This window comes from Pseudomonas sp. KU26590, assembly GCF_026153515.1.
Classification (GTDB): domain Bacteria; phylum Pseudomonadota; class Gammaproteobacteria; order Pseudomonadales; family Pseudomonadaceae; genus Aquipseudomonas.
Map to the genome: position 1 here is coordinate 1,425,300 of NZ_CP110644.1, position 23,365 is coordinate 1,448,664.

The following is a 23,365-nucleotide window of genomic DNA, read 5'->3' on the forward strand; positions in this document are numbered from 1 at the left end:
AAGGATCAGCCGCCATGGAAAATACCCACGTGAAACAGCCGTTCAATAGCATGGCGAGCAAGATTGCCCAGATCGACGCACTCTGCGCGAAAGCGAAGATTCTGCCGGTCATTACCATTGCCCGCGAACAGGATGTCCTGCCGCTGGCCGATGCCTTGGCCGCTGGCGGCCTGAATGCGCTGGAAATCACCCTGCGCTCGGAGTTTGGCCTCAAAGCCATTCGCATGCTGCGTGATGCGCGTCCTGAGCTGAGCGTTGGCGCCGGCACCATTCTCGACCGCCACATGCTCAAGGCGGCCGAGGAGGCGGGTTCACAATTCATCGTCACCCCCGGCAGCACCCAAGACCTGCTTGAAGCCGCCGCACTGAGCGAATTGCCGCTGCTGCCAGGCATCAGCAGCGCTTCGGAAATCATGATTGGCTACGCGCTGGGTTATCGTCGTTTCAAGCTGTTCCCGGCGGAAATCAGTGGCGGTGTGGGTGCGATCAAGGCGCTGGGCGGTCCGTTCCCGGAAGTGCGCTTCTGCCCAACCGGCGGCGTCAGTGCGACCAACCTGAAAAGCTACATGGCGCTGCCCAACGTGATGTGCGTTGGCGGCACCTGGATGATCGACAACGCGTGGGTGAAGAACGGCGACTGGCAGCGTATTACCGACGCCACTGCCGAAGCCATCGCGTTGTTCGACTGAGTCTGGATTCGCCGGTCATGCGCACGCTTCGACAGCCTCTGTTCAAGTGGAGGCTGGTTTACTGCTGAGCATGATCCGTTTATGACACCCTTCGGGGCGTTGCTGCAGAAGTCGTTGTTGCATGGCTTTTTTACGGTGTTCCTTGGTCGGGAGCGCCGTTTTTTTTGCGCTGTTCATACGCAATACATATGTACCGCACAGGCCCAGGCAGCAGCGTTTATCTTTGCCGCTCCTTTGTAGTTCGTTTCTCGATGGATTTACGGCGCCTTCGTCATGAAGGCGCCGTCTTTTTTTCTACGGACTCACCGAGGGCTTTGATCCCGGCGCGGCGCTCTCAAGCGTTGACCCTAAGCCAGCGCGCGGAGTGCTGCCACCAATTGCTCAACATCCTTTGCCGATGTAGTGAATCCCGGTGTGATGCGAATGCACGTCCCGCAGGCCGAACCCTCCCGTGCAACGGCAAAAATACCGTGCTCATTGAGCAGGCGCTTGACCATGAGTTCCTGATCCGCATGGCGACTGAACCGAAAGGACGTGATCCCGCAATACAGCCGTGGGTCGTCCGGCGTCAGCACGTCAATGCCTTCGATAGCGCGCGCTTGCGTGACCCACAGGTCTCGCAGATAAGCCAAACGTGCGCCCTTGGCCGGCGCACCGCCCATGGCGCGATGGTCGGCGAACACCATGGGCAGTGTCATGAGAGCCGGAATATTCGGCGTCCCGTAAGGCACGCGCCCTAGGATGTCGTCCGCGCCGTAGCGCTCGTCTGCCATGTCGGGGTCGATGGCGCTCAGGCGTTCCTGCTTCACATAAATGAAGCCCAGGCTCAGCGGCGCGCCTATCCATTTCTGCAGGTTGAAGCCGGCGAACGACACGCCGAGCTCAGCCAGTTCGAAATCCAGCAGGCCCAACGCATGGGCGCCATCCAGAACGACGTCGATGCCGTGGGCCTTGGCCAGTTCGGCGATGGCCTTCACCGGCATCACCAGCCCTGTCCGGTGGGTGACGTAGGTCAGCGCCACCAGCTTGAGTCGTGGGTGAGCTGCAAACGCTTCGCGGTAAGTCTGCACCAACCCATCGTGGCTTGCGGGGTGCTGATGAGTGACTTCGATCACCTCCACGCCACGGTTCTTCGCCAGCCAGCGCATGCCGGTCTGCACGCTGTTGTAATCCAGGTCGCTTATCAGCACCTGGTCGCCAGCTACGAGACCGTTGTAGTTGCGAATCAGCGCTTGCACCGCCTCCGACGCGGAGCGGGTGAGGGCCACTTCGCGGGCCTGCACGTTGAGCAGATCGGCGAGGTCGGCGCGAATGATCTCGCTGTCCTCGGTATCAAACTTCTGCCGCACATAGACCGAGTTGCTGCGATTGACGTAAGCGAGGTTCTGCTCGTAATCCTTGAGTGCCGCGCGGGTCATGCGGCCGAAATAGCCGTATTCGAAATTGACCGGCCCAGGCTCGACGTCGTACTGCGCCGCGACCTGCTGCCAGAACGCTTCGTCCCGAGCCTGTTCATCCGCCACTTCCGTTATTGCGTATGCAGTGCTGTTCATCACGCGGCTCGCTGTTATCAATGGACGTTTCAGTTAAAGCGTATGGGCGTTTTCGAAGGGCCCGGCCTCAGAGGTTCGCGAGGTCGGGTGCGCAGAGGGTCCAGCAATGCCGAGAGGCCGTTGTGATCAATCTCGTGCATCAGCGCGAGCAGGCTGCCCAGTTCGCCGGCTGGAAAACCCTGGCGGGCGAACCAGTTCAGGTAATCGCCTGGCAAGTCCGCCAGCAATCGCCCCTGATACTTGCCGAACGGCATTTCGCGAGTCACCAACAGCTTGAGTTTCTCTGGATTCATCCGCTAACCGCTTATCCGTTCGAGTGAACTTGAAAGATACGTGCATTCTGCAACTACGCAAACACACAGATCATGCAGAAAGCGCGGTGCAACTGTCGCTTGATATTGTTAACCAATTGAAAATAAAAGGATTTATATATCCGCGAAAGCTGGCACGCACAGTGCAATATTCCCTCTATCGAGTGTTTCGTTAACCAAACCTTTGATAAACCTGCCAGAAAGGAACCGCAAAATGTCGGATATCAACAAAGAAGCCATCTCTGTTTTGAATGACTTGATCGAGACCAGCATTGACGGTGAGAAAGGTTTTCACACGGCTGCTGAAGATGCGAAGAACCCGGAAATCAAGGCCTACCTGCTTTCCCGCTCTTCTGGCTGCAAGACCTCTGTTGCCGAGCTGCAAGCTGAAGTGCGCGCACTGGGCGGCGATCCGGAAGATTCTTCCAGCATTGCCGGCGGCGCACACCGCCTGTGGGTCAACCTGAAAAGTGCCTTGAGTGGCAAGAACGACGAAGCGGTCCTCAACGAAGTCGAAAGCGGTGAAGACCACGCCCTGAAGGCTTACAAAAAGGCCGCACAGGAAGCCACCGAGAAGAACTTGCCAGTGAACGTCACTAGCCTGATCCATCGCCAGCTGCAAGGCGTGCAAGCGAACCACGACAAGGTCAAATCCCTGCGTGATACCGTTCGTGCTGCCAACAAGTAATTCGCAGTAGCTTTGAAAAACGCCAGCCAGTCTGGCGTTTTTTTATGTCTGCAATTCGGAGGAGGGCGCAACGTACGGTTCGACTTCCACGCGATTCCTGCCGTTTTTCTTGGCGCGGTACAGGGCCCGATCAGCGGCGTGAAACAGTGGCTCGGGTAAATCATGGGTCGCCGGCAGATGTGTGGCAAGGCCGATGCTGACGGTGATGGGTACTGTGTCATCAGCGAACGGCGGCAGCGCTTCGATCGCCAGACGCAGCTTTTCTGCGATGACACAGGCACCTGCCTTGTCGGTTTCAGGAAGCACCACCATGAATTCTTCACCGCCGTAGCGCGCAGCCAAGTCACCCGGCCTGCGGATGCTGGCAGCGAGCGTCTGGGCAACGCTGCGCAGTGCAACGTCGCCACCATGATGCCCGTGTCGATCGTTGAAAGCCTTGAAATGGTCCACGTCGATCATCAGCAGCGCCAAAGGCCTTCCTGAACGCATGCCACGCGCCCACTCCTGCTTGAGCACCTGATCCAGCCTGCGCCGGTTTGCCAGACCGGTCAGCCCATCTGTGGACGCCAGCCCTGCCAGTTCGCGCTCGGCGTTCTCGCGCAGGCGCAACTGCCGGCCCAGCAGCCAGGACAGCAGCAGAATGCCGATGCAGAGCAGGCCAGTGGCGCCCGCCACCAACATTGCATTGCGCTGCCAGACGGCATAGACGTCGTCCCGCGATTGCGCCACTACCACAATGAGGGGTAGATCACCGACCCGAGAAAACGTATACAGGCGCTGAACGCCGTCAAGATCGGATACCGCTGTGAAACTGCCGTTGACCTCCGAGAGCACGCGTTTGAAGTTCTGACGCATGCTGAAGTCCTGGCCTACATAGGTACGACCATTGGATTCAGGCTGCCGGGCGAGGAGTATCCCGTTGGCACCTAACAAGTTGATGGTGCTCCCGGGGCCGACGTCCAGCGTGCGAAACAACTGGTCGAAGTAAGTCAGCCTCATGGACGCGCTGGCCACGCCAACGAACCTGCCGTCATTTGACGGGATGCGGCGGCTGAAACTGATGCACAGGTCTTTGAAGCCCCATCGGGTACGAAACGGTCCGTCGACCAGCAGTGCAAGGGAATTGTTGTCCCGGTGATGCTGGAAACTCGACCTGTCAGAGAAGTTATCCTGACGCGGTGTCAACGAGGTCGAGTCGGCAATGATGCTCCCCGTCTCGTTCAGCAAGACCAGATCACCCTTGTAAGGCGCGGCAGTAGCTCGATCAAAGAGTACCAACTGACGCAACTCAGGCGAGATGGTCCCAAGGTCCGGTCGCAGCCATGCAGAGATCAGCCCTTGGAGCGAAGTGTCATAGAGTTCGGCGTTGCGTTGTACGTCGGCATCGATAAGCTGCACGACGTTGTTCGCCGCACGCACTGAGGCTTCGTTGGCGCTGCCCAGCTCCCTGAACAGCAGCCACGCAACGATTGCCATAATCGCCACGACCGCCAGAACGCTGCCCAGAAGGAGCATCTTCTCGGACCCCGACCTGCTCCTTCGCACAAACGTCCGCGTGAATGACAGTGGCATCGCTCATCTCTGACGGTAATGGACGCGTCGCTCAGGCGTAAGCTTATTCGCCTTCGTCAAACTTGTTGTTGATCAGCTCTTGCAGGCCCTTGAGCGCGGCATCGGCCTCTTCACCCTCAGTGGACAAATGGATCTGGGTGCCCTTGCCGGCGGCGAGCATCATGACGGCCATGATGCTTTTGCCATCTACCATGGTCTCCGGCGTGCGGCCGACCCTGATCTGGCAAGGGTATTTCCCAGCGACACCCACGAACTTGGCGGCGGCCCGGGCGTGCAGACCCAGCTTGTTGATGATGGTGATTTCTAGAGCGGGCATCGCGGTGGAGGTCCTTTCAGCTTAGGTCGCGGTGGCGGACCTGAACATTCTTGAGCGATTGCTGCAGCACCTGACCCAGACGTTCGGTCAGGTAGACGGAGCGGTGGTGCCCGCCTGTGCAGCCAATGGCAATAGTGACGTAGGCGCGGTTGCTGGCCGCGAAGCGCGGCAACCACTTATTAAGGTACGAAAAGATGTCCTGAAACATTTCTTCGACGTCCGGTTGCGCCGCGAGGTACTCGGCAACCGGCGTGTCGAGGCCCGACTGCTCACGCAGCTCAGGCTTCCAGTACGGATTCGGCAGGCAGCGCACGTCGAACACCAGGTCGGCGTCCACGGGCATGCCGCGCTTGAAGCCGAAGGATTCGATGAGGAAGGCAGTGCCCGGTTCGGGTTTGTTCAGCAGGCGCAACTTGAGAATGTCGCGCAGCTGATAGAGATTCAGGTGCGTGGTGTCGACCGTCAGATCAGCCAGGTCGATGATCGGACCGAGCAGGGTCTTCTCGTCACGAATCGCCTCGGCCAGCGAGCGCGTTGCCGTGCTCAGCGGGTGACGACGGCGGGTCTCGGAAAAGCGCTTGAGCAGGGTTGATTCGTCAGCATCGAGAAACAGCACGTCGCACTGGATGTGCCTGGCGCGAACCTCGTCGAGCATGCGGGGGAATCGCGTCAGGTGGCTGGGCAGGTTGCGCGCATCAATCGAGACGGCCAGTAAAGGCTCAGCCAGCTCGGTGTTGATCAGCGCGCGCTCGGCCAGCTCCGGGAGCAGGCCGGCGGGGAGGTTGTCGACGCAGTAGAAACCGCTGTCTTCAAGGACGTCGAGGGCCGTGCTCTTGCCTGAGCCGGAGCGGCCGCTGACGATGATCATGCGCATGATCAGTGACCGTTCTGGACGTCGAGCACGACGTTGTAGAGCTCTTCGTCGGTTTTGGCGCCGCGCAGGCGCTTACGCACCTCATCACGGTCGAGCATGCTGGCAATCTGGCGCAGCAGTTCCAGGTGAGCATCGGTGGCCGCTTCCGGGACCAGCAGCACAAACAACAAATCAACCGGCGCGCCGTCGATGGCGTCGAAATCGATGGGTTTCTCGAGATGCAGCACGGCGCTGACAGGCGTCGAGCAGCCCTTCAGGCGGCAGTGGGGAATGGCGATGCCATTGCCGAAGCCGGTGGAGCCGAGCTTTTCACGGGCAATGAGGCTTTCAAACACGACCTGCTCATCAAGATCAGGCACTTGCTTGCCGATCAGGCTGGCGATGTTTTGGAGTACGGCTTTTTTGCTGCCGCCTGGCACGTTCACGAGTGAGCGGCCAGGGGTCAGAATATTTTCAAGTCGGATCATGGGTGGGGAGTGTCAGCGAGCAGTCGCGCCTTGCAGCAGACTTTGCTGTTTTTCCTTATGTTTTTTGAGTTGGCGGTCAAGCTTGTCGGCAAGCAGATCAATGGCTGCATACATGTCGTCGTGTTCGGCGTTGGCAACCACTTCAGCGCCAGGGACATGCAGGGTGGCCTCGATTTTCTGCTTGAGCTTCTCGACCTCCATGGTGACCTGCACGTTCGTGATCTTGTCGAAGTGGCGTTCCAGTCGTGCGAGTTTCTCGCCGATGTAGGTACGCAGAGGTTCAGTCACTTCCAGCTGGTGTCCACTGATGTTGACTTGCATACAGCTTCTCCTTCGTTGCCAGTGCATTAGTGGCAGGCGTAATGCCTGCCACCGGAACGCTTTGACGTGTGACCTCTACATCAGTCGCTTGCGTTCGCTGGACGGCGAGATCCCAAGGGATTCGCGGTACTTGGCGACTGTGCGACGGGCCACTTGAATGCCTTGTGCTTCCAGTAAACCAGCGATCTTGCTGTCACTCAACGGCTTTTTCTGATTTTCCGCGGCGACCAGTTTTTTGATGATCGCGCGAATCGCCGTTGACGAGCATTCGCCGCCTTCGGAGGTGCTGACGTGGCTGGAAAAGAAATATTTGAGTTCGTAGATCCCGCGTGGGGTGTGCATGAACTTCTGCGTGGTCACCCGGGAAATCGTCGATTCATGCATGCCGACCGCTTCAGCGATGTCATGCAGAACCAGCGGCTTCATGGCCTCGTCGCCGTACTCGAGGAAGCCACGCTGGTGTTCAACAATTTGCGTCGCCACCTTCATCAGCGTCTCGTTGCGGCTTTGCAGGCTCTTGATGAACCAGCGAGCTTCCTGCAGCTGATTGCGCATGAACGTGTTGTCGGCGCTGGTATCGGCGCGACGCACAAACCCTGCGTACTGTGGATTGACCCGCAGGCGCGGCACGGATTCCTGGTTCAGCTCCACCAGCCAGCGCTCGTTGTCCTTGCGCACGATGACGTCAGGCACCACGTATTCGGCTTCGCTGGATTCGATCTGCGAGCCGGGGCGCGGGTTGAGGCTCTGGACCAGTTCGATGACCTGACGCAGGTCGTCTTCCTTGAGCTTCATGCGGCGCATCAGTTGCGCGTAGTCGCGGCTGCCCAGCAGATCGATGTAGTCGCTGACCAGCTTCTGCGCTTCCGCCAGCCACTTGGTTTTGGCCGGCAACTGGCGAAGTTGCAGCAGCAGGCATTCGCTCAGGTTGCGAGCGCCGATGCCTGCCGGCTCGAACTGCTGGATACGGTGCAGAACAGCTTCTATCTCATCCAGCTCGATATCGAGCTCGGGATCGAAAGCGTCTAGCATTTCTTCAAGCGTTTCGTCGAGGTAACCCTGATTGTTGATGCAGTCGATCAGGGTCACGGCGATCAGGCGATCGGTGTCCGACATTGGCGCGAGGTTGAGCTGCCAGAGCAAGTGACTTTGCAGGCTCTCGCCGACGGAGGTGCGGGTGGTGAAATCCCACTCGTCATCGTCGTTGCTGGGCAGGCTGCTGGCGCTGGTCTGGTAGACGTCTTCCCACGCGGTGTCGACGGGGAGCTCATTGGGGATGCGCTCGTTCCAGTCGCCCTCATCCAGATTGTCGACGGTGGGCGCCGATTCCTGGTAGGTGGGTTCCTGAACATCAGCGTTGGGCTTTTGCTCTACGGTGTCCGCCAAGGGGTCGGCGTTGTCGAAATCGTCGCCTTCCTCCTGCCGTTCCAGCATCGGGTTCGACTCCAGCGCCTCTTGAATCTCCTGTTGGAGATCCAGCGTCGACAGCTGAAGCAAGCGGATTGCCTGTTGCAGCTGAGGCGTCATCGTCAGCTGCTGGCCCATTCTCAAGACTAGCGAAGGTTTCATGGCAGGGCTTAACACCTTATTCGCCGGCGCACTGCGCGCCATTTACTAGCAGGGCGCCGAGGGCGCCAACTTAAGCAAATTATATGCCTGAAGCTGGAGGGTTTGCCTAGAGTGTGATGACAATTAAAAAACGAGGTCGGCGACGGCGCACGTTGCGGGGTACCGCACAACCTCATGTCATCACTGCGGTTACAGGCGGAACTCGTGACCCAGATACACTTCCTTGACCAACTGGTTGGCCAGGATGGATTCGGCGTCGCCTTCGGCAATCAGCTGCCCATCGTTGACGATGTAGGCGGTTTCGCAGATATCCAGCGTCTCACGCACGTTGTGGTCGGTGATCAGCACGCCGATCCCTTTGGCCTTGAGGTGGTGAATGATCTGCTTGATGTCGCCTACGGAGATAGGGTCGACACCGGCGAAGGGTTCGTCGAGCAGAATGAATTTCGGCGAAGTGGCGAGGGCGCGTGCGATTTCCACGCGGCGACGTTCACCGCCCGACAGGCTCATGCCCAGGTTGTCGCGAATGTGGGTGATGTGGAATTCCTGCAGCAGGCTTTCCAGCTCCTTGCGGCGGGCAGCGCGATCGAGCTCCTTGCGGGTCTCCAGGATCGCCATGATGTTGTCCGAGACGGAGAGCTTGCGGAAGATCGACGCTTCCTGTGGCAGGTAGCCAATACCGGCGCGAGCGCGGCCGTGCATCGGCTGATGGCTGACGTCCTGGTCATCGATCAGGACCCGACCCTGATCCGCCTGAACCAGGCCGACGATCATGTAGAAACAGGTGGTCTTGCCGGCGCCGTTGGGGCCGAGCAGGCCGACGATCTGGCCGCTCTCGATGGACAGGCTGACGTCACGTACGACCTGGCGGCTTTTATAGGCCTTGGCCAGGTGTTGGGCTTTCAGCGTTGCCATTACTGGGCCTTCTGCTGGTCGGTTTTCTTTTTCGGCTGGATGACCATGTCGATGCGAGGGCGTGGTGCGGTGATCTTGGTGCCATTGGCACGACCGGCGTTCACGACCTGCTTGACGGTGTCATAGACGATTTTCTCGCCTTCGGACGTGTTGCCGTCGTTGACCACTTTGGCCTTGTCGATCAGCACAATGCGGTTCTGGGCCGCGAAGTACTGGATGGTGACGCCCCAAGCCTGAACGATCGGCTTGTCCACCGATGGCTTCTGCTCGTAATAAGCCAGGTTGCCCACGGACGTGAACACGTCCACGTCGCCTTGCGGCGTACGGGTGATGGTCACAGTGTTACCGGTGATCTTCATCGTGCCCTGGGTGATGATGACATTGCCTTTGTAAGTGGCGATGCCTTGCTTGTCGTCCAGCTGCGCGTCATCCGACTGGATGTGGATGGGTTGATCGCGATCCGTCGGCAGAGACCAGGCGCTCGCGCTTCCCAGTGCTGCGCCCAGGCCGAGCAAAAAAGGAAGGGTTTTAACGAGCCTCATACTGTCCTCTTACGTTGGATAGCAGGTTCATCCTGCTTTCTTTCAGATACGCTTTCATACCCGTGCCGGTCGTTACACCGCCAAGGCCGTCGATTCTAACGGGTTGGGCAGTTTCCGCATATTGCTTCTGCGGGAATACAGTCATGCGGCTGCTGGTGATGATGGTGGTGCGGTCCTTTTCGTCGGTGCGGTTGATGCGCACCGAGTCGATCAGCTCGACGTGATCACCCCCTGGGGACACTTCGGCGCGAACGCTCTGTACGTGCCAGGGGAAGGTCGAACCGCGATACATCTGCAGCACCGGCGTGGTCATCAGGGTGATGTCTGTGGCTTTCAAGTGCTCGACCTTGTCGGCGGTCATGTCGTACTGCATGGTCCCGTCGGGCAGGTACTGAATGCTGTGGGCGTTGGTCGCGTAGTAATCGACAGCGCTTTCATCCACGGCACTCTTGGGTTGATCGAGGAAGCTTTCCGGACTGATGTTCCAGTAGCCGACCGCTGCCAGCAGCAGTGCCAGCACACCGAACAGCAGAAACGTACGAAACTTTTTGCTCAGCATAAATGCACTTCTATAGGTAGGCGGCGTGAGCCGCTTCGAGGTTGCCCTGAGCCTTCAGGATCAATTCGCAGAATTCGCGGGCAGCGCCTTCGCCGCCACGTGCCTGGGTGGTGCCATGTGCGTGCTCGCGGACAAAGCTGGCAGCATTGGCTACGGCCATGCCCAGACCGACCCGGCGAATGACCGGCAGATCAGGCAAATCGTCACCCAGATACGCGACCTGGTCGTAGCTTAGATTCAGTTGCTGCAAAAGCTCGTCGAGGACCACGAGTTTGTCTTCGCGGCCCTGATAAAGGTGTGCGATGCCGAGGTTCTTCGCGCGCCGCTCAACCACCGGGGTCTTGCGCCCGCTGATGATGGCGGTGGTCACGCCTGAGTTGATGAGCATCTTGATGCCCTGGCCGTCGAGGGTGTTGAACGTCTTGAACTCGCTGCCGTCTTCGAGGAAATACAGGCGCCCATCGGTGAGTACGCCATCGACATCGAAGATCGCCAGTTTGATGTTCTTGCCGCGTTGCATCAGGTGATTCATATCGGCGCTCATTTACATGACTCCCGCACGGAGCAGGTCTTGAAGGTTGAACGCGCCAAGCGGGCGATCGTTCTCGTCGACCACAATGAGTGCGCCGATCTTGTTGTCTTCCATGATTTTCAAGGCTTCGGCCGCGAGCATTTCCGGGCGTACAGTCTTGCCATGGACGGTCATCACTTCATCAATGGTCGCCTGGCGTATGTCGATCGGGCGATCCAGTGTGCGACGCAAGTCACCGTCCGTGAAGATACCGGCAAGGCGGCCGTCGCTCTCGAGGATGGCGGTCATGCCCAGCCCCTTGCGGGTCATTTCCATCAGCGAATCGCGAACCGGCGTGCCCCGGGCAACCTGCGGCAGGTTGGCGCCAGTGTGCATGACATGCTCGACCTTCAACAGCAGCCGACGACCCAGCGCACCGCCCGGGTGGGAAAAGGCGAAGTCTTCGGCGGTGAAGCCTCTGGCGTCCAGCAGTGCAACGGCCAGGGCGTCGCCCATGACCAGCGCCGCCGTGGTGGAGGAGGTGGGCGCCAGATTCAGCGGGCAGGCTTCTTTTTCCACCCGGGCATTGAGGTTGACTTCTGCGGCCTTGGCCAGCGTTGATTCCGGGTTGCCGGTGAGGCTGATCATCTTGATGCCCAGACGCTTGATCAGCGGCAGCAGCGTGACGATTTCGGCCGTCGTGCCCGAATTGGACAGGGCCAGGATGATGTCGGCGCTGGTAATCATGCCCATGTCGCCGTGGCTGGCCTCGGCCGGGTGCACGAAGAAAGACGGGGTGCCGGTGCTGGCCAACGTAGCGGCGATCTTCTTGCCGATATGCCCGGACTTGCCCATGCCGACCACGACCACGCGGCCCTGACTGCCCAGAATCATGTCGCACGCGCTGACGAAATCGGCATTGATATGCGCAAGCAAACCTTCCACGGCTTCTATTTCAAGGCGGATGGTGCTCTGTGCCGATTCAATCAGGTTACGGGCATTGGACATATCGGAAGGGGTCGCTTGGTCAAAAGCCGGGGATTATAGCGGCAATGTTCAAAAGCCTCACGCTTCATCGTTGCTGTTTGTTTAATGAAGGGGCACGTCCTTCAGCAACGGCGTGATAAAGGCTGGCAATGGGTGCGAAATTTCCACACCGTGCTTTATATCCTCCTTTGTTCACGACTCGACACGTTGGCGCTTGGGCGGCGTGGGACAGCGGTGGTATAGTCCGCCGCTTGTTCGGCCCCTCCAAAAGTGTGTCGTTCGTCCAGAACGCGGCATCTGAGAGATAGGTTGCATCGCAAGGAGTTTAGATGAGTGCCGATAACGCCTACGCGGTCGAGCTGAAGGGCGTTTCCTTCAAGCGCGGTGCGCGCAGCATCTTCAATAATGTGGACATCCACATCCCCCGGGGCAAAGTCACCGGCATCATGGGGCCGTCGGGCAGTGGTAAAACCACCCTGCTGCGCTTGATGGGTGCACAGCTGCGTCCGAGCGCCGGTGAAGTCTGGGTCAATGGCCAGAATCTGCCAAAGCTTTCGCGCAGCGATCTTTTCGATGCGCGCAAGCATATGGGCGTGCTCTTTCAGAGCGGCGCGCTGTTCACCGACCTCGACGTATTCGAAAACGTGGCGTTTCCGTTGCGGGTTCACACCAAGCTGCCTGAAGACATGATCCGCGACATCGTCCTGCTGAAACTGCAGGCGGTCGGGCTTCGTGGCGCAGTCGAGTTGATGCCCGACGAACTGTCGGGTGGCATGAAGCGTCGTGTTGCGCTGGCACGTGCCATCGCGATGGATCCTCAGATCCTCATGTACGACGAGCCCTTCGTAGGCCAGGACCCTATCGCCATGGGCGTACTGGTTCGGCTGATCCGGCTGCTGAATGATGCCCTGGGGATCACCAGCATCGTCGTGTCCCACGACCTCGCCGAGACCGCCAGCATTGCCGACTATCTCTATGTCGTCGGTGACGGTCAGGTGCTGGGGCAGGGCACGCCGAGTGAACTGATGCAGTCGGATAACCCTCGTATACGTCAGTTCATGACGGGTGATCCCGACGGGCCGGTGCCTTTCCATTATCCGGCGCCGGATTATCGCGACGATCTTTTGGGGAAGCGCTGATGCGCAGAAAGTCTTTAATGGATCGCGTACGCCTGATGGGGCGTTCCGCGATCGATATAGTTGCAGTGTTGGGTCGTTCAGGTATTTTTCTGGTTCATGCGTTGCTTGGGCGCGGCGGAATCGGCGGCGGTTTTCAGCTGCTCCTTCGTCAGCTGCACTCGGTGGGCGTCATGTCACTGGCCATTATTGTCGTGTCCGGCGTGTTCATCGGCATGGTGCTGGCGCTGCAAGGCTTCAGCATTCTTGCCAAGTACGGCTCCGAGCAGGCGGTGGGGCAGATGGTTGCCCTGACATTGCTGCGTGAACTCGGCCCGGTCGTCACCGCTCTATTGTTCGCCGGTCGTGCAGGCTCTGCGCTCACCGCTGAAATCGGCAACATGAAATCCACCGAGCAGCTGTCCAGCCTCGAAATGATTGGCGTCGACCCGCTTAAATACATCGTCGCGCCGCGTCTCTGGGCAGGCTTCATCTCGCTGCCGGTGCTGGCGTTGATTTTCAGCGTGGTCGGCATCTGGGGTGGTTCATGGGTGGCGGTCGACTGGCTGGGCGTCTACGAAGGCTCCTTCTGGGCCAACATGCAGAACAGCGTTTCGTTTTCCGATGATGTACTCAACGGTGTCATCAAGAGCGTCGTGTTCGCTTTTGTCGTCACCTGGATTGCCGTGTTCCAGGGCTATGACTGCGAGCCCACGTCCGAAGGGATCAGTCGCGCCACGACCAAGACCGTGGTCTACGCCTCATTGGCCGTACTGGGCCTGGACTTTATTATGACCGCCTTGATGTTTGGAGACTTCTGATGCAAAACCGCACCCTCGAAACCGGTGTAGGCCTGTTTCTGCTGGCCGGGATCCTGGCTTTGCTCCTGCTCGCCCTGCGCGTCAGCGGTTTGAGCGCCAGCGCCAGCACCGACACTTATAAACTTTACGCAAATTTCGACAATATCGCCGGTTTGACTGTCAGAGCGAAAGTGACCATGGCCGGTGTGAACATTGGCAAGGTCACTGCAATCGATCTGGATCACGATACCTTCACCGGTCGTGTGACGATGGAAGTGAACAAGCGGGTCAACAACCTGCCTTCGGATTCCACCGCTTCCATTCTGACCGCAGGCCTGCTGGGTGAAAAATACGTCGGCATCAGTGTTGGCGGCGATGATCAGCTGTTGAAAGACGGCGGCACCATCCATGACACCCAGTCCTCGTTGGTACTCGAAGACCTGATCGGTAAATTCCTGCTCAATTCAGTGGGCAAAGACGCCAAATGAGGAGTTTTTTCATGATCTCGATTCTGCGCCGTGGCCTTCTGGTGCTGCTGGCCGCCCTGCCTTTGTTTGCTAACGCAGCAGCGTCCGATGCTTCCGCCCACGACCTGGTTGATCGCACCACCAAGCAATTGCTGGCTGACCTGTCCGCCAACAAGGAAACCTACAAGTCCAATCCGCAAGCCTTTTACGACGCACTTAACGGCATCGTTGGCCCGGTCATCGACGCGGACGGCATTTCCAAAAGCATCATGACCGTGAAGTACTCGCGCAACGCCACCCCGGCGCAGATGCAACGCTTCCAGGAAAACTTCAAGCGCAGCCTGATCCAGTTCTATGGCAATGCGTTGCTTGAGTACAACAATCAGGGCATCACTGTTTCCCCTGCCAAGCAGGAAGCGGCTGATCGCACCTCCGTTGACATGTCGGTCAAGGGCAACAATGGCGCGGTCTACCCTGTTTCCTACACCCTCGTCAAAATCGGCGGTGAGTGGAAAGTGCGTAACGTGATCATCAACGGCATCAACATCGGCAAGCTGTTCCGCGATCAGTTCGCTGACGCGATGCAGCGCAACGGCAATAATCTGGACAAGACCATCGACGGTTGGGCTGGCGAAGTCGCCAAAGCCAAGGAAACCTCGGAAACCTCCAGCGACAAGGTCGTCAAATGAGTCAAGCGTCCGTCACTGCCGCTGGCGGCGGAGAGCTGATGCTCTCCGGCGTGATCGACTATCGGACCGGCCCCGCCTTGCGTGAGCAGGGCGCGGCGCTGATCAAGGCAAGCACGGCTGCGGCGCTGACACTGGACTGCTCCGGCGTCGAAAAGTCCAGCAGTGTCGGCTTGTCATTACTTCTCGCTTTCATGCGTGATGCGCAGGCGGCGGGCAAGTCAGTCACCGTCCGGGCGTTGCCAGAAGACATGCAGGAAATCGCCAAAGTCTCTGAGTTGACCGAGCTGTTGCAGCATCATTAATTGCTTTCATCAATCAAGCCCCTCGTCCGCCCTTTGCAAAGTAGGGTTCGCAACGAGAGGGCTTTTTTGTATGATGGCCGACCCGCGCGCGTAGGGCGCCGATAGAGGTTAAGCATGCAGGCCGTAGAAGTTAAAAGCTTCCTGGAAGCTAAGTTGCCAGATATCCAGGTTGAAGTTGAAGGCGAAGGCTGCAATTTCCAGCTGAACCTGATCAGCGACGAACTGGCCGCACTGAGCCCGGTCAAGCGCCAGCAGCAGATCTACACGCATTTGAACCCATGGATCGCCGATGGCAGCATCCACGCGGTTACCATGAAATTTTTCAGCCGCGCTGCATGGGCCGAGCGCACCTGAGCCTAATGGCGTCGAGATTCCAATGGATAAACTGATTATTACTGGCGGCATTCGTCTTGATGGCGAAATCCGCATCTCCGGGGCAAAAAACTCTGCCCTGCCGATTCTTGCAGCCACGCTGCTGGCTGATGGTCCTGTGACCGTCGCCAACCTGCCGCACCTGCACGACATCACCACCATGATCGAGCTGTTCGGCCGCATGGGCATCGAGCCGATCATCGACGAGAAGCTCAGCGTCGAGATCGATCCTCGCACCATCAAAACCCTGGTCGCGCCGTACGAACTGGTGAAAACCATGCGTGCGTCGATTCTCGTCCTCGGCCCGATGGTTGCCCGTTTCGGTGAAGCCGAAGTGGCACTGCCTGGCGGTTGCGCCATCGGTTCGCGTCCGGTCGACCTGCACATCCGTGGCCTTGAAGCCATGGGTGCGATCATCGACGTCGAAGGCGGCTACATCAAGGCCAAGGCGCCGGAAGGCGGCCTGCGTGGCGCGCACTTCTTCTTCGACACCGTCAGCGTGACCGGTACCGAGAACATCATGATGGCCGCTGCCCTGGCCAACGGCCGCAGCGTCCTGCAAAACGCCGCCCGTGAACCTGAAGTCGTCGATCTGGCAAACTTCATCAACGCCATGGGCGGTAAAGTCTCTGGCGCCGGCACTGACACCATCACCATCGATGGCGTCAAACGTCTGGGCTCGGCGACCTACCGCGTCATGCCCGACCGTATCGAAACCGGCACCTACCTGGTGGCGGCGGCGGCAACCGGCGGCCGTGTGAAACTCAAGGACACCGATCCGACGATTCTCGAAGCCGTACTCGAGAAGCTGCGTGAAGCCGGTGCCGAGATCACCACTGGCAGCAACTGGATCGAGCTGAACATGCACGGCAAACGTCCGAAAGCGGTCAACTTGCGCACTGCGCCGTACCCGGCTTTCCCGACCGACATGCAGGCGCAGTTCATCTCGCTGAATGCCATCGCCGAGGGCACGGGCACGGTCATCGAAACCATCTTTGAAAACCGCTTCATGCACGTGTATGAAATGCACCGCATGGGCGCGCAGATTCAGGTCGAGGGCAACACCGCGATCGTCACCGGCTGCACCAAGCTCAAAGGCGCGCCAGTGATGGCGACCGACCTGCGTGCTTCGGCGAGCCTGGTCATTTCGGCGCTGGTTGCCGAAGGTGACACGCTGATCGACCGCATCTACCACATCGACCGTGGTTACGAGTGCATCGAAGAAAAACTGCAGATGCTGGGCGCGAAGATCCGTCGCGTTCCGGGCTAGTCAGTTGCTGCGCGTTCGCCCGGGTCGATCTGATCGACCTGGGCAGCGTGTCTGGCCACTGCGCCAAGACTTTCTGATTCGTTTCACTCTGGCTTCTTGAGCCGGAGGTTGTCGGGCGCCAGTTGCGACCCGGCACGCGCTGCTGATAAGGACTGACGTTTCCCATGTTGACCATCGCACTGTCCAAGGGCCGTATCCTCGACGACACCTTGCCGCTGCTCGCCGCGGCGGGCATTGTGCCGACCGAGAATCCGGACAAGAGCCGCAAGCTGATCATCCCCACGACCCAGGCCGATGTGCGCCTGTTGATCGTGCGTGCGACCGACGTGCCGACCTACGTCGAGCACGGCGCTGCCGATCTCGGCGTCGCAGGCAAGGACGTGCTGATGGAATACGGCGGCCAAGGGCTGTATGAGCCCCTCGACCTGCAAATCGCTCAGTGCAAGCTGATGACCGCAGGCGCGGTAGGCGCCGTCGAACCCAAGGGACGGCTGCGTGTGGCGACCAAGTTCGTCAATGTTGCCAAGCGCTACTACGCCGAACAGGGCCGTCAGGTCGACATCATCAAGCTGTACGGCTCCATGGAGCTCGCGCCGCTGGTGGGCCTGGCCGACAAGATCATCGACGTCGTCGACACCGGCAACACGCTGCGTGCCAATGGCCTCGAACCCCAGGACATGATCGCCCACATCAGCTCGCGTCTGGTGGTGAACAAGGCATCCATGAAAATGCAGCACGCCCGTATTCAGTCGCTGATCGACACCCTGCGCACAGCCGTGGAGTCGCGACACCGCGGTTGACTGTATCGCGTGACCCCAAACAGGATCACGCCCAGCTATCCGTGTCATAGCCAAATTTCTCAGGTGCCCGCGCGGATGGCTTGCTAGCTTAGGCATCTGCCTATGCTGATATTTGAAATCGGCATCTGAGAAATCGCCATTCATTGAGGCTCACGCTATGACCACTCCCAACGCTATTCGCCGACTCAACGCTGCCGATCCGGACTTCGCCCGTCATCTGGATCATCTGCTGAGCTGGGAAAGTGTGTCTGACGACTCGGTCAATGAGCGTGTGCTGGACATCATCAAGAACGTGCGCGAGCGCGGCGATGCGGCGTTGGTGGAATACACCCGCCGTTTCGACGGGCTGGACGTGGCGTCGATGGCGGACCTGATTCTGCCGCGCGAGCGTCTGGAGCTGGCACTGACCCGCATCACGCCGGCCCAGCGTCAGGCGCTCGAAAAAGCGGCCGACCGCGTGCACAGTTACCACGAGCGGCAAAAGCAGGATTCCTGGAGCTACACCGAGGCCGACGGGACCGTGCTCGGCCAGAAGGTCACGCCGCTGGACCGTGCCGGGCTTTACGTGCCGGGGGGTAAGGCGTCCTACCCGTCCTCGGTGTTGATGAACGCCATTCCGGCCAAAGTCGCTGGCGTGGGCGAAGTGGTCATGGTCGTGCCGACCCCGCGCGGTGAACTCAACGAACTGGTACTGGCGGCGGCGTGCATCGCGGGCGTCGATCGCGTGTTCACCATCGGTGGCGCTCAGGCCGTTGCGGCGCTGGCGTATGGCACGGAAAGCGTTCCCAAGGTGGACAAGGTCGTCGGCCCGGGCAACATCTATGTGGCCACCGCCAAGCGCCACGTCTTTGGTCAGGTGGGGATCGACATGATCGCCGGCCCATCGGAGATTCTCGTGGTGTGCGACGGCCAGACTGACCCGGACTGGATCGCCATGGACCTGTTCTCCCAGGCCGAGCACGACGAAGACGCCCAGGCGATTCTGGTCAGCCCGGATGCGGACTTCCTTGATCGCGTCGCCGCCAGCATCGCCAAACTGATGCCGACGATGGAGCGCGCAGAAATCATCCAGACCTCGATCAATGGCCGCGGCGCCTTGATCAAAGTGGCCGACATGAATCAGGCCATTGAAGTCGCCAACCGGATTGCGCCGGAGCACCTGGAGTTGTCGGTGGCTGATCCTGAGGCCTGGCTGCCACAGATCCGCCATGCCGGTGCGATCTTCATGGGCCGCCACACGTCCGAAGCACTGGGCGACTATTGCGCCGGTCCCAACCACGTGTTGCCCACTTCGGGCACCGCACGGTTCTCGTCGCCGCTGGGCGTGTACGATTTCCAGAAACGCTCATCGATCATTTTCTGCTCGGAGCAGGGTGCGTCCGAACTGGGCAAAACGGCCTCGGTGCTGGCACGCGGCGAGTCGTTGACCGCCCACGCGCGCAGCGCCGAATACCGCATCGTCGACACCGAACAAGAGGGCAACTGAGCATGAGCAAATTCTGGAGTCCCTTCGTCAACGAACTGGTGCCCTATGTGCCCGGCGAGCAGCCCAAACTGACCAAACTGGTGAAGCTCAACACCAATGAAAACCCCTATGGCCCGTCGCCCAAGGCGATCGACGCCATGCGTGCTGCGGTCAGTGACGAGCTGCGTCTGTACCCCGACCCCAACAGCGATCTGCTGAAGCAGGCGGTGGGGCGTTATTACGGCGTCGACGCCAATCGCGTGTTTCTGGGCAACGGTTCTGACGAGGTGCTGGCCCACGCCTACAACGCGTTCTTCCGTCAGGACAAACCGCTGCTGTTTCCGGACATCAGCTACAGCTTCTATCCGGTGTATTGCGGCCTGTATGGCGTCGATTACGAAGCCGTGCCGCTGGACGAGCAGTTTCAGATTCGCGTCGCAGATTATGCGCGTCCCAATGGCGGCATCATTTTCCCGAACCCGAACGCACCCACCGGCTGCCTGCTGGCCCTCGATGCCGTCGAGCAGATCCTCAAGAACAGCCCGGATTCCGTGGTGATCGTCGACGAGGCGTATATCGACTTCGGCGGTGAAACCGCGATCAGCCTGGTGGATCGCTATCCGAACCTGCTGGTCACCCAGACGCTGTCCAAATCGCGCTCCCTCGCCGGGCTGCGGGTTGGCCTTGCGGTGGGGCATCCGGACCTGATCGAAGCGCTGGAGCGGGTCAAGAACAGCTTCAACTCCTATCCGCTGGACCGCATGGCGATTGTCGGCGCAGCAGCGGCCTTCGATGACCGTGAGCATTTCGAAAGCACCTGCCAGCGCGTCATCGCCAGCCGTGAAGCGCTCGTTGAGCAATTGGAGAGCAAGGGCTTTGAAGTCCTGCCCTCGGCGGCGAATTTCATCTTCACCCGTCATCCTCAGCATGACGCTGCCAGTCTGGCGGCGAAGGTGCGCGAGCAGGGCGTGATTGTGCGCCACTTCACGCAGGCGCGCATCGCTCAGTTCCTGCGCATCACCATCGGCACGCCTGAACAGAATCAGGCGCTGGTGGATGCGTTGGGGGATTTGTCGAGCTGAGTTGACGGTTGCTTGACGGCAACCGATCAATTCTCCGCCGCAGGCGCCGTTGTCTGCGGTGGGCGCACGCCTACTTCGGCGGTCAGTTTCAATTCCTTGCCATTGCGCATGACCTGAATGGCGATCTTGTCGGTCGGCTTGGTGCGCGCCACTTGATTCATGGAGCGGCGCCCGTCGCCCGCTGGCTCGCCGTTGATGCTCAAAATCACATCACCCAGTTGCAAGCCCGCCTTCTGCGCCGGCCCGTCGCGGAAAATCCCGGCGACCACGATGCCTGGACGATCCTTCAGCCCGAATGATTCCGACAGCTCCTGGGTCAGCGGCTGTACCTCGATGCCCAGCCAGCCGCGAATCACCTGACCGTGCTCGATGATCGACTTCATCACCTCGAGCGCCAGCTTGGTCGGGATGGCGAAACCAATACCTTGGGAGCCACCGGATTTGGAGAAGATCGCTGTGTTGATACCGGTCAGGTTGCCGTTGGCGTCCACCAGTGCGCCACCCGAGTTGCCGGGGTTGATCGCCGCGTCGGTCTGAATGAAGTCTTCGTAGGTGTTGAGGCCCAGTTGGTTACGACCGGTGGCACTGATGATGCCCATGGTCACGGTCTGGCCGACGCCGAACGGGTTACCGATGGCCAGGGCAACGTCGCCAATGCGGATAGCATCGGAACGGCCCAGGGTAATGGAAGGCAGGTTTTTCAGATCAATCTTCAGGACCGCAAGATCGGTCTCCGGGTCGCTGCCGACCACTTTGGCAATGGTCTCGCGACCGTCTTTCAGGGCGACGACAATCTGGTCAGCGCCAGAGGTCACGTGGTTGTTGGTCAGCAGGTAGCCTTCCGGGCTCATGATCACGGCCGAACCGAGGCTCGACTCCATGCGCTTTTGTTTAGGCAGATTGTCCCCAAAGAACCGGCGAAACTGCGGGTCGTCGAACAGCGGATGGTTCGGTTTGTTGTTGTTATTGACCATTTTGGTCGTGTACAGATTGGCCACGGCAGGGGCGGCGTTGGTGACGGCGTCTGCGTACGAGACCGGGCCCTGTTGCACGAAGGCCTGCTGCGGCGCTTGCTGCAGATTGACGTCCTGGCTTGGAAGCCCGACCCACGCCGGGTAGCGCTGGATAATCAATAAAGCGATAAGCACACCAGCGAGCAAGGGCCAGCCGAGAAAACGCAGCGCTTTGAACATTGAGCGGAGTCCTGAAGGTGGAAGCGCCTAGCTGCGCCATAATGGCCGGCATTATACGAGGACCGACACGGTCTGAACTGCATATTTAGGAGACTTTTATGGCGGTTGCCTTGAGCACCCTGGTGGAAGAAGCGGACCGCTATCTCGGTAGCGCGCGGATTCAGGATTATTGCCCCAACGGCCTGCAGGTCGAGGGTCGGCCGCAGGTCAGCCGGATCGTCTCTGGCGTTACGGCGAGTCAGGCGTTGCTGGACGCGGCGGTGGAGGCCAATGCCGATCTGGTGTTGGTGCATCACGGGTATTTCTGGAAAGGCGAAAACCCCTGCATCACCGGCATGAAACAGCGTCGGCTGAAAACGTTGCTCAAGCACGACATCAGCCTGCTGTCCTATCACTTGCCCCTCGATCTCCACGCCGACGTGGGCAATAACGTTCAGTTGGCCCAGCAACTGGAGATCACCGTCGAAGGCCCGCTGGACCCGGACAATCCGCGCATCGTCGGACTGGTCGGCTCACTCAGCGAGGCGATGACCCCACGGGATTTCGCCCATCGTGTGCAGACTGCGTTGGGACGCGAGCCGCTGCTGATCGAAGGCGATGGCATGATTCGCCGGGTCGGCTGGTGTACCGGTGGAGGGCAGGGATATATCGACCAGGCCGTGCTGGCTGGCGTGGACTTGTATTTGAGCGGCGAGGCGTCCGAGCAGACGTTTCACAGTGCGAGGGAAAACGGCATCAGCTTCATCGCCGCCGGCCATCACGCCACCGAGCGTTATGGCGTGCAGGCGCTGGGCGACTATCTGGCGCGGCGCTTTGCCCTGGAACATCTGTTTATCGATTGTCCAAACCCAATTTAACGTGCATGGACGTCCAAAGCCTGAGCTATATGGATAGATCGTTTCGATCTATCCCCGCCGCTGAATAGAATCAAGCCCCATGATAAAGTGCCTCGCTCGACAGAGCCCGCAGGCTCTCCCTACACGTACGTTATCCCGTGAGTAACCATGGTCGACAAACTGACGCATCTGAAACAGCTGGAGGCGGAAAGCATCCACATCATCCGCGAGGTCGCTGCCGAGTTCGATAACCCGGTGATGCTGTACTCCGTCGGTAAAGACTCTGCCGTGATGCTGCATCTGGCGCGCAAGGCCTTCTTCCCGGGCAAGTTGCCGTTCCCGGTGATGCACGTCGACACCCGCTGGAAATTCCAGGAGATGTATAGCTTCCGCGACAAGATGGTCGAGGAAATGGGCCTGGACCTGATCGTGCACGTGAACCCGGAAGGCGTCGCGCAGGGTATCAACCCGCTGACCCACGGCAGCTCCAAGCACACCGATATCATGAAAACCCAGGGCCTCAAGCAGGCCCTCGACAAGCACGGCTTCGATGCCGCATTCGGCGGTGCCCGTCGTGACGAAGAGAAATCCCGCGCCAAAGAGCGCGTGTATTCCTTCCGCGACACCAAGCACCGCTGGGACCCGAAAAACCAGCGTCCCGAGCTGTGGAATGTGTACAACGGCAACGTCAACAAAGGCGAGTCGATCCGCGTGTTCCCGCTCTCCAACTGGACCGAGCTGGACATCTGGCAGTACATCTACCTCGAAGGCATTCCGATCGTCCCGCTGTATTTCGCCGCCGAGCGCGAAGTCATCGAGATGAACGGCACCTGGATCATGATCGACGACGACCGCCTGCGTAATCACCTGTCCGACGAGGACAAGCAGCGCATCGTCAAGAAGAAGGTCCGCTTCCGCACACTGGGCGACTACCCGTTGACGGGCGCTGTCGAGTCCGAGGCCACCAGCCTCACCGACATCATTCAGGAAATGCTCCTGACGCGAACTTCCGAGCGCCAGGGCCGGGTCATCGACCACGATGGCGCAGGCTCGATGGAAGAAAAGAAACGCCAAGGCTACTTCTAGCGGCAAGCAGCAAG

At 59.5% G+C, this 23,365-nt stretch carries 28 protein-coding genes; 14 read left to right on the plus strand and 14 right to left on the minus strand.

Annotation, left to right across the window (positions count from 1 at the left end):
• The first annotated feature begins 14 nt into the window (after window positions 1-14).
• Window positions 15-689 (plus strand): bifunctional 4-hydroxy-2-oxoglutarate aldolase/2-dehydro-3-deoxy-phosphogluconate aldolase, encoded by a 675-nt coding sequence (locus tag OKW98_RS06450; protein WP_265388430.1) that lies wholly within the window; start codon window positions 15-17, stop codon window positions 687-689.
• 347 nt (window positions 690-1,036) lie between these two features.
• Here the strand turns inward: OKW98_RS06450 and OKW98_RS06455 are convergent, their stop codons facing one another.
• Both OKW98_RS06455 and OKW98_RS06460 read right to left on the minus strand, forming a co-directional pair.
• A complete protein-coding gene (locus tag OKW98_RS06455; RefSeq protein ID WP_265388431.1) occupies window positions 1,037-2,242 on the minus strand; it encodes an aminotransferase class V-fold PLP-dependent enzyme in 1,206 nt (401 codons plus the stop codon).
• 29 nt (window positions 2,243-2,271) lie between these two features.
• Window positions 2,272-2,535: a DUF3820 family protein gene (locus OKW98_RS06460; RefSeq protein WP_133772135.1), complete on the minus strand. Its 264-nt coding sequence runs from the start codon at window positions 2,533-2,535 to the stop codon at window positions 2,272-2,274.
• 232 nt (window positions 2,536-2,767) lie between these two features.
• Between OKW98_RS06460 and OKW98_RS06465 the strand changes: the two genes are divergently transcribed.
• Complete coding sequence (locus tag OKW98_RS06465) at window positions 2,768-3,241, plus strand: ferritin-like domain-containing protein (protein ID WP_265388432.1); 474 nt, start codon at window positions 2,768-2,770, stop codon at window positions 3,239-3,241.
• A gap of 42 nt (window positions 3,242-3,283) precedes the next feature.
• Here the strand turns inward: OKW98_RS06465 and OKW98_RS06470 are convergent, their stop codons facing one another.
• From OKW98_RS06470 to OKW98_RS06520, 11 genes are all read right to left on the minus strand, one after another.
• The gene (locus OKW98_RS06470) at window positions 3,284-4,756 is read right to left on the minus strand and encodes a sensor domain-containing diguanylate cyclase (RefSeq protein WP_265388433.1); all 1,473 of its coding nucleotides are present in this window, start codon (window positions 4,754-4,756) and stop codon (window positions 3,284-3,286) included.
• A gap of 100 nt (window positions 4,757-4,856) precedes the next feature.
• Window positions 4,857-5,129, minus strand: coding sequence for an HPr family phosphocarrier protein (locus tag OKW98_RS06475; protein ID WP_265388434.1), 273 nt, complete (start codon window positions 5,127-5,129; stop codon window positions 4,857-4,859).
• 16 nt (window positions 5,130-5,145) lie between these two features.
• Window positions 5,146-6,003 carry an RNase adapter RapZ gene (gene rapZ / locus OKW98_RS06480; RefSeq protein WP_265388435.1) on the minus strand — a complete coding sequence of 286 codons (858 nt, stop codon included), beginning with the start codon at window positions 6,001-6,003 and terminating at the stop codon, window positions 5,146-5,148.
• A 2-nt stretch (window positions 6,004-6,005) separates the two neighbouring features.
• Complete coding sequence (gene ptsN, locus OKW98_RS06485) at window positions 6,006-6,470, minus strand: PTS IIA-like nitrogen regulatory protein PtsN (RefSeq protein WP_265388436.1); 465 nt, start codon at window positions 6,468-6,470, stop codon at window positions 6,006-6,008.
• Between the two features lie 12 nt (window positions 6,471-6,482).
• Window positions 6,483-6,791, minus strand: a complete 309-nt coding sequence (gene hpf / locus OKW98_RS06490; protein ID WP_037014798.1) for a ribosome hibernation-promoting factor, HPF/YfiA family — start codon at window positions 6,789-6,791, stop codon at window positions 6,483-6,485.
• 75 nt (window positions 6,792-6,866) lie between these two features.
• Window positions 6,867-8,360 (minus strand): RNA polymerase factor sigma-54, encoded by a 1,494-nt coding sequence (locus tag OKW98_RS06495; RefSeq protein WP_265388437.1) that lies wholly within the window; start codon window positions 8,358-8,360, stop codon window positions 6,867-6,869.
• A gap of 189 nt (window positions 8,361-8,549) precedes the next feature.
• Entirely contained in the window at window positions 8,550-9,275 is a 726-nt protein-coding gene (lptB, locus tag OKW98_RS06500; protein ID WP_074884367.1) for an LPS export ABC transporter ATP-binding protein, read from the minus strand.
• Window positions 9,275-9,817, minus strand: coding sequence for a lipopolysaccharide transport periplasmic protein LptA (lptA, locus tag OKW98_RS06505; protein WP_265388438.1), 543 nt, complete (start codon window positions 9,815-9,817; stop codon window positions 9,275-9,277). The genes lptB and lptA overlap by 1 nt, the downstream gene beginning before the upstream one ends.
• On the minus strand, window positions 9,804-10,376 hold the full coding sequence (gene lptC / locus OKW98_RS06510; RefSeq protein WP_265388439.1) for an LPS export ABC transporter periplasmic protein LptC: 573 nt from the start codon (window positions 10,374-10,376) through the stop codon (window positions 9,804-9,806). The genes lptA and lptC overlap by 14 nt, the downstream gene beginning before the upstream one ends.
• Before the next feature lie 10 nt (window positions 10,377-10,386).
• Complete coding sequence (locus OKW98_RS06515) at window positions 10,387-10,920, minus strand: KdsC family phosphatase (protein WP_265388440.1); 534 nt, start codon at window positions 10,918-10,920, stop codon at window positions 10,387-10,389.
• Entirely contained in the window at window positions 10,921-11,895 is a 975-nt protein-coding gene (locus tag OKW98_RS06520; RefSeq protein ID WP_265388441.1) for a KpsF/GutQ family sugar-phosphate isomerase, read from the minus strand. It abuts the gene before it with no gap.
• 308 nt (window positions 11,896-12,203) lie between these two features.
• Here OKW98_RS06520 and OKW98_RS06525 point away from each other — a divergent pair, with 308 nt between their 5' ends.
• The 10 genes from OKW98_RS06525 (at window position 12,204) to hisC (ending at window position 20,236) form a co-directional block, all read left to right on the plus strand.
• A complete protein-coding gene (locus tag OKW98_RS06525) occupies window positions 12,204-13,013 on the plus strand; it encodes an ATP-binding cassette domain-containing protein (RefSeq protein WP_265388442.1) in 810 nt (269 codons plus the stop codon).
• Window positions 13,013-13,810, plus strand: a complete 798-nt coding sequence (gene mlaE, locus OKW98_RS06530; RefSeq protein WP_265388443.1) for a lipid asymmetry maintenance ABC transporter permease subunit MlaE — start codon at window positions 13,013-13,015, stop codon at window positions 13,808-13,810. The genes OKW98_RS06525 and mlaE overlap by 1 nt, the downstream gene beginning before the upstream one ends.
• On the plus strand, window positions 13,810-14,277 hold the full coding sequence (gene mlaD, locus OKW98_RS06535; RefSeq protein WP_265388444.1) for an outer membrane lipid asymmetry maintenance protein MlaD: 468 nt from the start codon (window positions 13,810-13,812) through the stop codon (window positions 14,275-14,277). Before mlaE ends, mlaD begins: the two co-directional genes overlap by 1 nt.
• A gap of 11 nt (window positions 14,278-14,288) precedes the next feature.
• On the plus strand, window positions 14,289-14,945 hold the full coding sequence (locus tag OKW98_RS06540; protein ID WP_265388445.1) for an MlaC/ttg2D family ABC transporter substrate-binding protein: 657 nt from the start codon (window positions 14,289-14,291) through the stop codon (window positions 14,943-14,945).
• Window positions 14,942-15,247, plus strand: coding sequence for an STAS domain-containing protein (locus tag OKW98_RS06545; protein ID WP_265388446.1), 306 nt, complete (start codon window positions 14,942-14,944; stop codon window positions 15,245-15,247). Before OKW98_RS06540 ends, OKW98_RS06545 begins: the two co-directional genes overlap by 4 nt.
• A gap of 114 nt (window positions 15,248-15,361) precedes the next feature.
• On the plus strand, window positions 15,362-15,601 hold the full coding sequence (locus OKW98_RS06550) for a BolA family protein (RefSeq protein WP_037014766.1): 240 nt from the start codon (window positions 15,362-15,364) through the stop codon (window positions 15,599-15,601).
• 22 nt (window positions 15,602-15,623) lie between these two features.
• Window positions 15,624-16,889 (plus strand): UDP-N-acetylglucosamine 1-carboxyvinyltransferase, encoded by a 1,266-nt coding sequence (gene murA, locus OKW98_RS06555; RefSeq protein ID WP_265388447.1) that lies wholly within the window; start codon window positions 15,624-15,626, stop codon window positions 16,887-16,889.
• Window positions 16,890-17,053: 164 nt separating this feature from the next.
• Window positions 17,054-17,689, plus strand: a complete 636-nt coding sequence (hisG, locus tag OKW98_RS06560) for an ATP phosphoribosyltransferase (RefSeq protein ID WP_065992096.1) — start codon at window positions 17,054-17,056, stop codon at window positions 17,687-17,689.
• 157 nt (window positions 17,690-17,846) lie between these two features.
• Window positions 17,847-19,175 carry a histidinol dehydrogenase gene (gene hisD, locus OKW98_RS06565; protein WP_265388448.1) on the plus strand — a complete coding sequence of 443 codons (1,329 nt, stop codon included), beginning with the start codon at window positions 17,847-17,849 and terminating at the stop codon, window positions 19,173-19,175.
• Between the two features lie 2 nt (window positions 19,176-19,177).
• Window positions 19,178-20,236, plus strand: a complete 1,059-nt coding sequence (hisC, locus tag OKW98_RS06570; RefSeq protein ID WP_265388449.1) for a histidinol-phosphate transaminase — start codon at window positions 19,178-19,180, stop codon at window positions 20,234-20,236.
• 26 nt (window positions 20,237-20,262) lie between these two features.
• Here hisC and algW read toward each other — a convergent pair whose 3' ends face one another.
• Window positions 20,263-21,429: a Do family serine endopeptidase AlgW gene (algW, locus tag OKW98_RS06575; RefSeq protein WP_265388450.1), complete on the minus strand. Its 1,167-nt coding sequence runs from the start codon at window positions 21,427-21,429 to the stop codon at window positions 20,263-20,265.
• Window positions 21,430-21,527: 98 nt separating this feature from the next.
• On the opposite strand from algW, the gene OKW98_RS06580 reads away from it, so the two are divergent.
• Together OKW98_RS06580 and cysD are read left to right on the plus strand one after the other, a co-directional pair.
• Window positions 21,528-22,286, plus strand: a complete 759-nt coding sequence (locus tag OKW98_RS06580) for a Nif3-like dinuclear metal center hexameric protein (RefSeq protein ID WP_265388451.1) — start codon at window positions 21,528-21,530, stop codon at window positions 22,284-22,286.
• Window positions 22,287-22,433: 147 nt separating this feature from the next.
• Window positions 22,434-23,351, plus strand: a complete 918-nt coding sequence (cysD, locus tag OKW98_RS06585) for a sulfate adenylyltransferase subunit CysD (RefSeq protein WP_265388452.1) — start codon at window positions 22,434-22,436, stop codon at window positions 23,349-23,351.
• The last annotated feature ends 14 nt before the right edge of the window (window positions 23,352-23,365 follow it).

Coding starts and splice junctions, on each gene's coding strand:
- ptsN (WP_265388436.1), bottom strand. CDS start 6,470: ATGATCCGACTTGAAAATATTCTGACCCCTGGCCGCTCACTCGTGAAC.
- OKW98_RS06515 (WP_265388440.1), bottom strand. CDS start 10,920: ATGAGCGCCGATATGAATCACCTGATGCAACGCGGCAAGAACATCAAA.
- algW (WP_265388450.1), bottom strand. CDS start 21,429: ATGTTCAAAGCGCTGCGTTTTCTCGGCTGGCCCTTGCTCGCTGGTGTG.
- hisD (WP_265388448.1), top strand. CDS start 17,847: ATGACCACTCCCAACGCTATTCGCCGACTCAACGCTGCCGATCCGGAC.
- lptB (WP_074884367.1), bottom strand. CDS start 9,275: ATGGCAACGCTGAAAGCCCAACACCTGGCCAAGGCCTATAAAAGCCGC.
- lptC (WP_265388439.1), bottom strand. CDS start 10,376: ATGCTGAGCAAAAAGTTTCGTACGTTTCTGCTGTTCGGTGTGCTGGCA.
- OKW98_RS06545 (WP_265388446.1), top strand. CDS start 14,942: ATGAGTCAAGCGTCCGTCACTGCCGCTGGCGGCGGAGAGCTGATGCTC.
- OKW98_RS06470 (WP_265388433.1), bottom strand. CDS start 4,756: ATGCTCCTTCTGGGCAGCGTTCTGGCGGTCGTGGCGATTATGGCAATC.
- OKW98_RS06525 (WP_265388442.1), top strand. CDS start 12,204: ATGAGTGCCGATAACGCCTACGCGGTCGAGCTGAAGGGCGTTTCCTTC.
- OKW98_RS06450 (WP_265388430.1), top strand. CDS start 15: ATGGAAAATACCCACGTGAAACAGCCGTTCAATAGCATGGCGAGCAAG.
- murA (WP_265388447.1), top strand. CDS start 15,624: ATGGATAAACTGATTATTACTGGCGGCATTCGTCTTGATGGCGAAATC.
- OKW98_RS06495 (WP_265388437.1), bottom strand. CDS start 8,360: ATGAAACCTTCGCTAGTCTTGAGAATGGGCCAGCAGCTGACGATGACG.
- OKW98_RS06520 (WP_265388441.1), bottom strand. CDS start 11,895: ATGTCCAATGCCCGTAACCTGATTGAATCGGCACAGAGCACCATCCGC.
- OKW98_RS06550 (WP_037014766.1), top strand. CDS start 15,362: ATGCAGGCCGTAGAAGTTAAAAGCTTCCTGGAAGCTAAGTTGCCAGAT.
- hisG (WP_065992096.1), top strand. CDS start 17,054: ATGTTGACCATCGCACTGTCCAAGGGCCGTATCCTCGACGACACCTTG.
- OKW98_RS06475 (WP_265388434.1), bottom strand. CDS start 5,129: ATGCCCGCTCTAGAAATCACCATCATCAACAAGCTGGGTCTGCACGCC.
- OKW98_RS06580 (WP_265388451.1), top strand. CDS start 21,528: ATGGCGGTTGCCTTGAGCACCCTGGTGGAAGAAGCGGACCGCTATCTC.
- hpf (WP_037014798.1), bottom strand. CDS start 6,791: ATGCAAGTCAACATCAGTGGACACCAGCTGGAAGTGACTGAACCTCTG.
- lptA (WP_265388438.1), bottom strand. CDS start 9,817: ATGAGGCTCGTTAAAACCCTTCCTTTTTTGCTCGGCCTGGGCGCAGCA.
- OKW98_RS06455 (WP_265388431.1), bottom strand. CDS start 2,242: ATGAACAGCACTGCATACGCAATAACGGAAGTGGCGGATGAACAGGCT.
- hisC (WP_265388449.1), top strand. CDS start 19,178: ATGAGCAAATTCTGGAGTCCCTTCGTCAACGAACTGGTGCCCTATGTG.
- mlaE (WP_265388443.1), top strand. CDS start 13,013: ATGCGCAGAAAGTCTTTAATGGATCGCGTACGCCTGATGGGGCGTTCC.
- rapZ (WP_265388435.1), bottom strand. CDS start 6,003: ATGCGCATGATCATCGTCAGCGGCCGCTCCGGCTCAGGCAAGAGCACG.
- mlaD (WP_265388444.1), top strand. CDS start 13,810: ATGCAAAACCGCACCCTCGAAACCGGTGTAGGCCTGTTTCTGCTGGCC.
- OKW98_RS06540 (WP_265388445.1), top strand. CDS start 14,289: ATGATCTCGATTCTGCGCCGTGGCCTTCTGGTGCTGCTGGCCGCCCTG.
- OKW98_RS06465 (WP_265388432.1), top strand. CDS start 2,768: ATGTCGGATATCAACAAAGAAGCCATCTCTGTTTTGAATGACTTGATC.
- OKW98_RS06460 (WP_133772135.1), bottom strand. CDS start 2,535: ATGAATCCAGAGAAACTCAAGCTGTTGGTGACTCGCGAAATGCCGTTC.
- cysD (WP_265388452.1), top strand. CDS start 22,434: ATGGTCGACAAACTGACGCATCTGAAACAGCTGGAGGCGGAAAGCATC.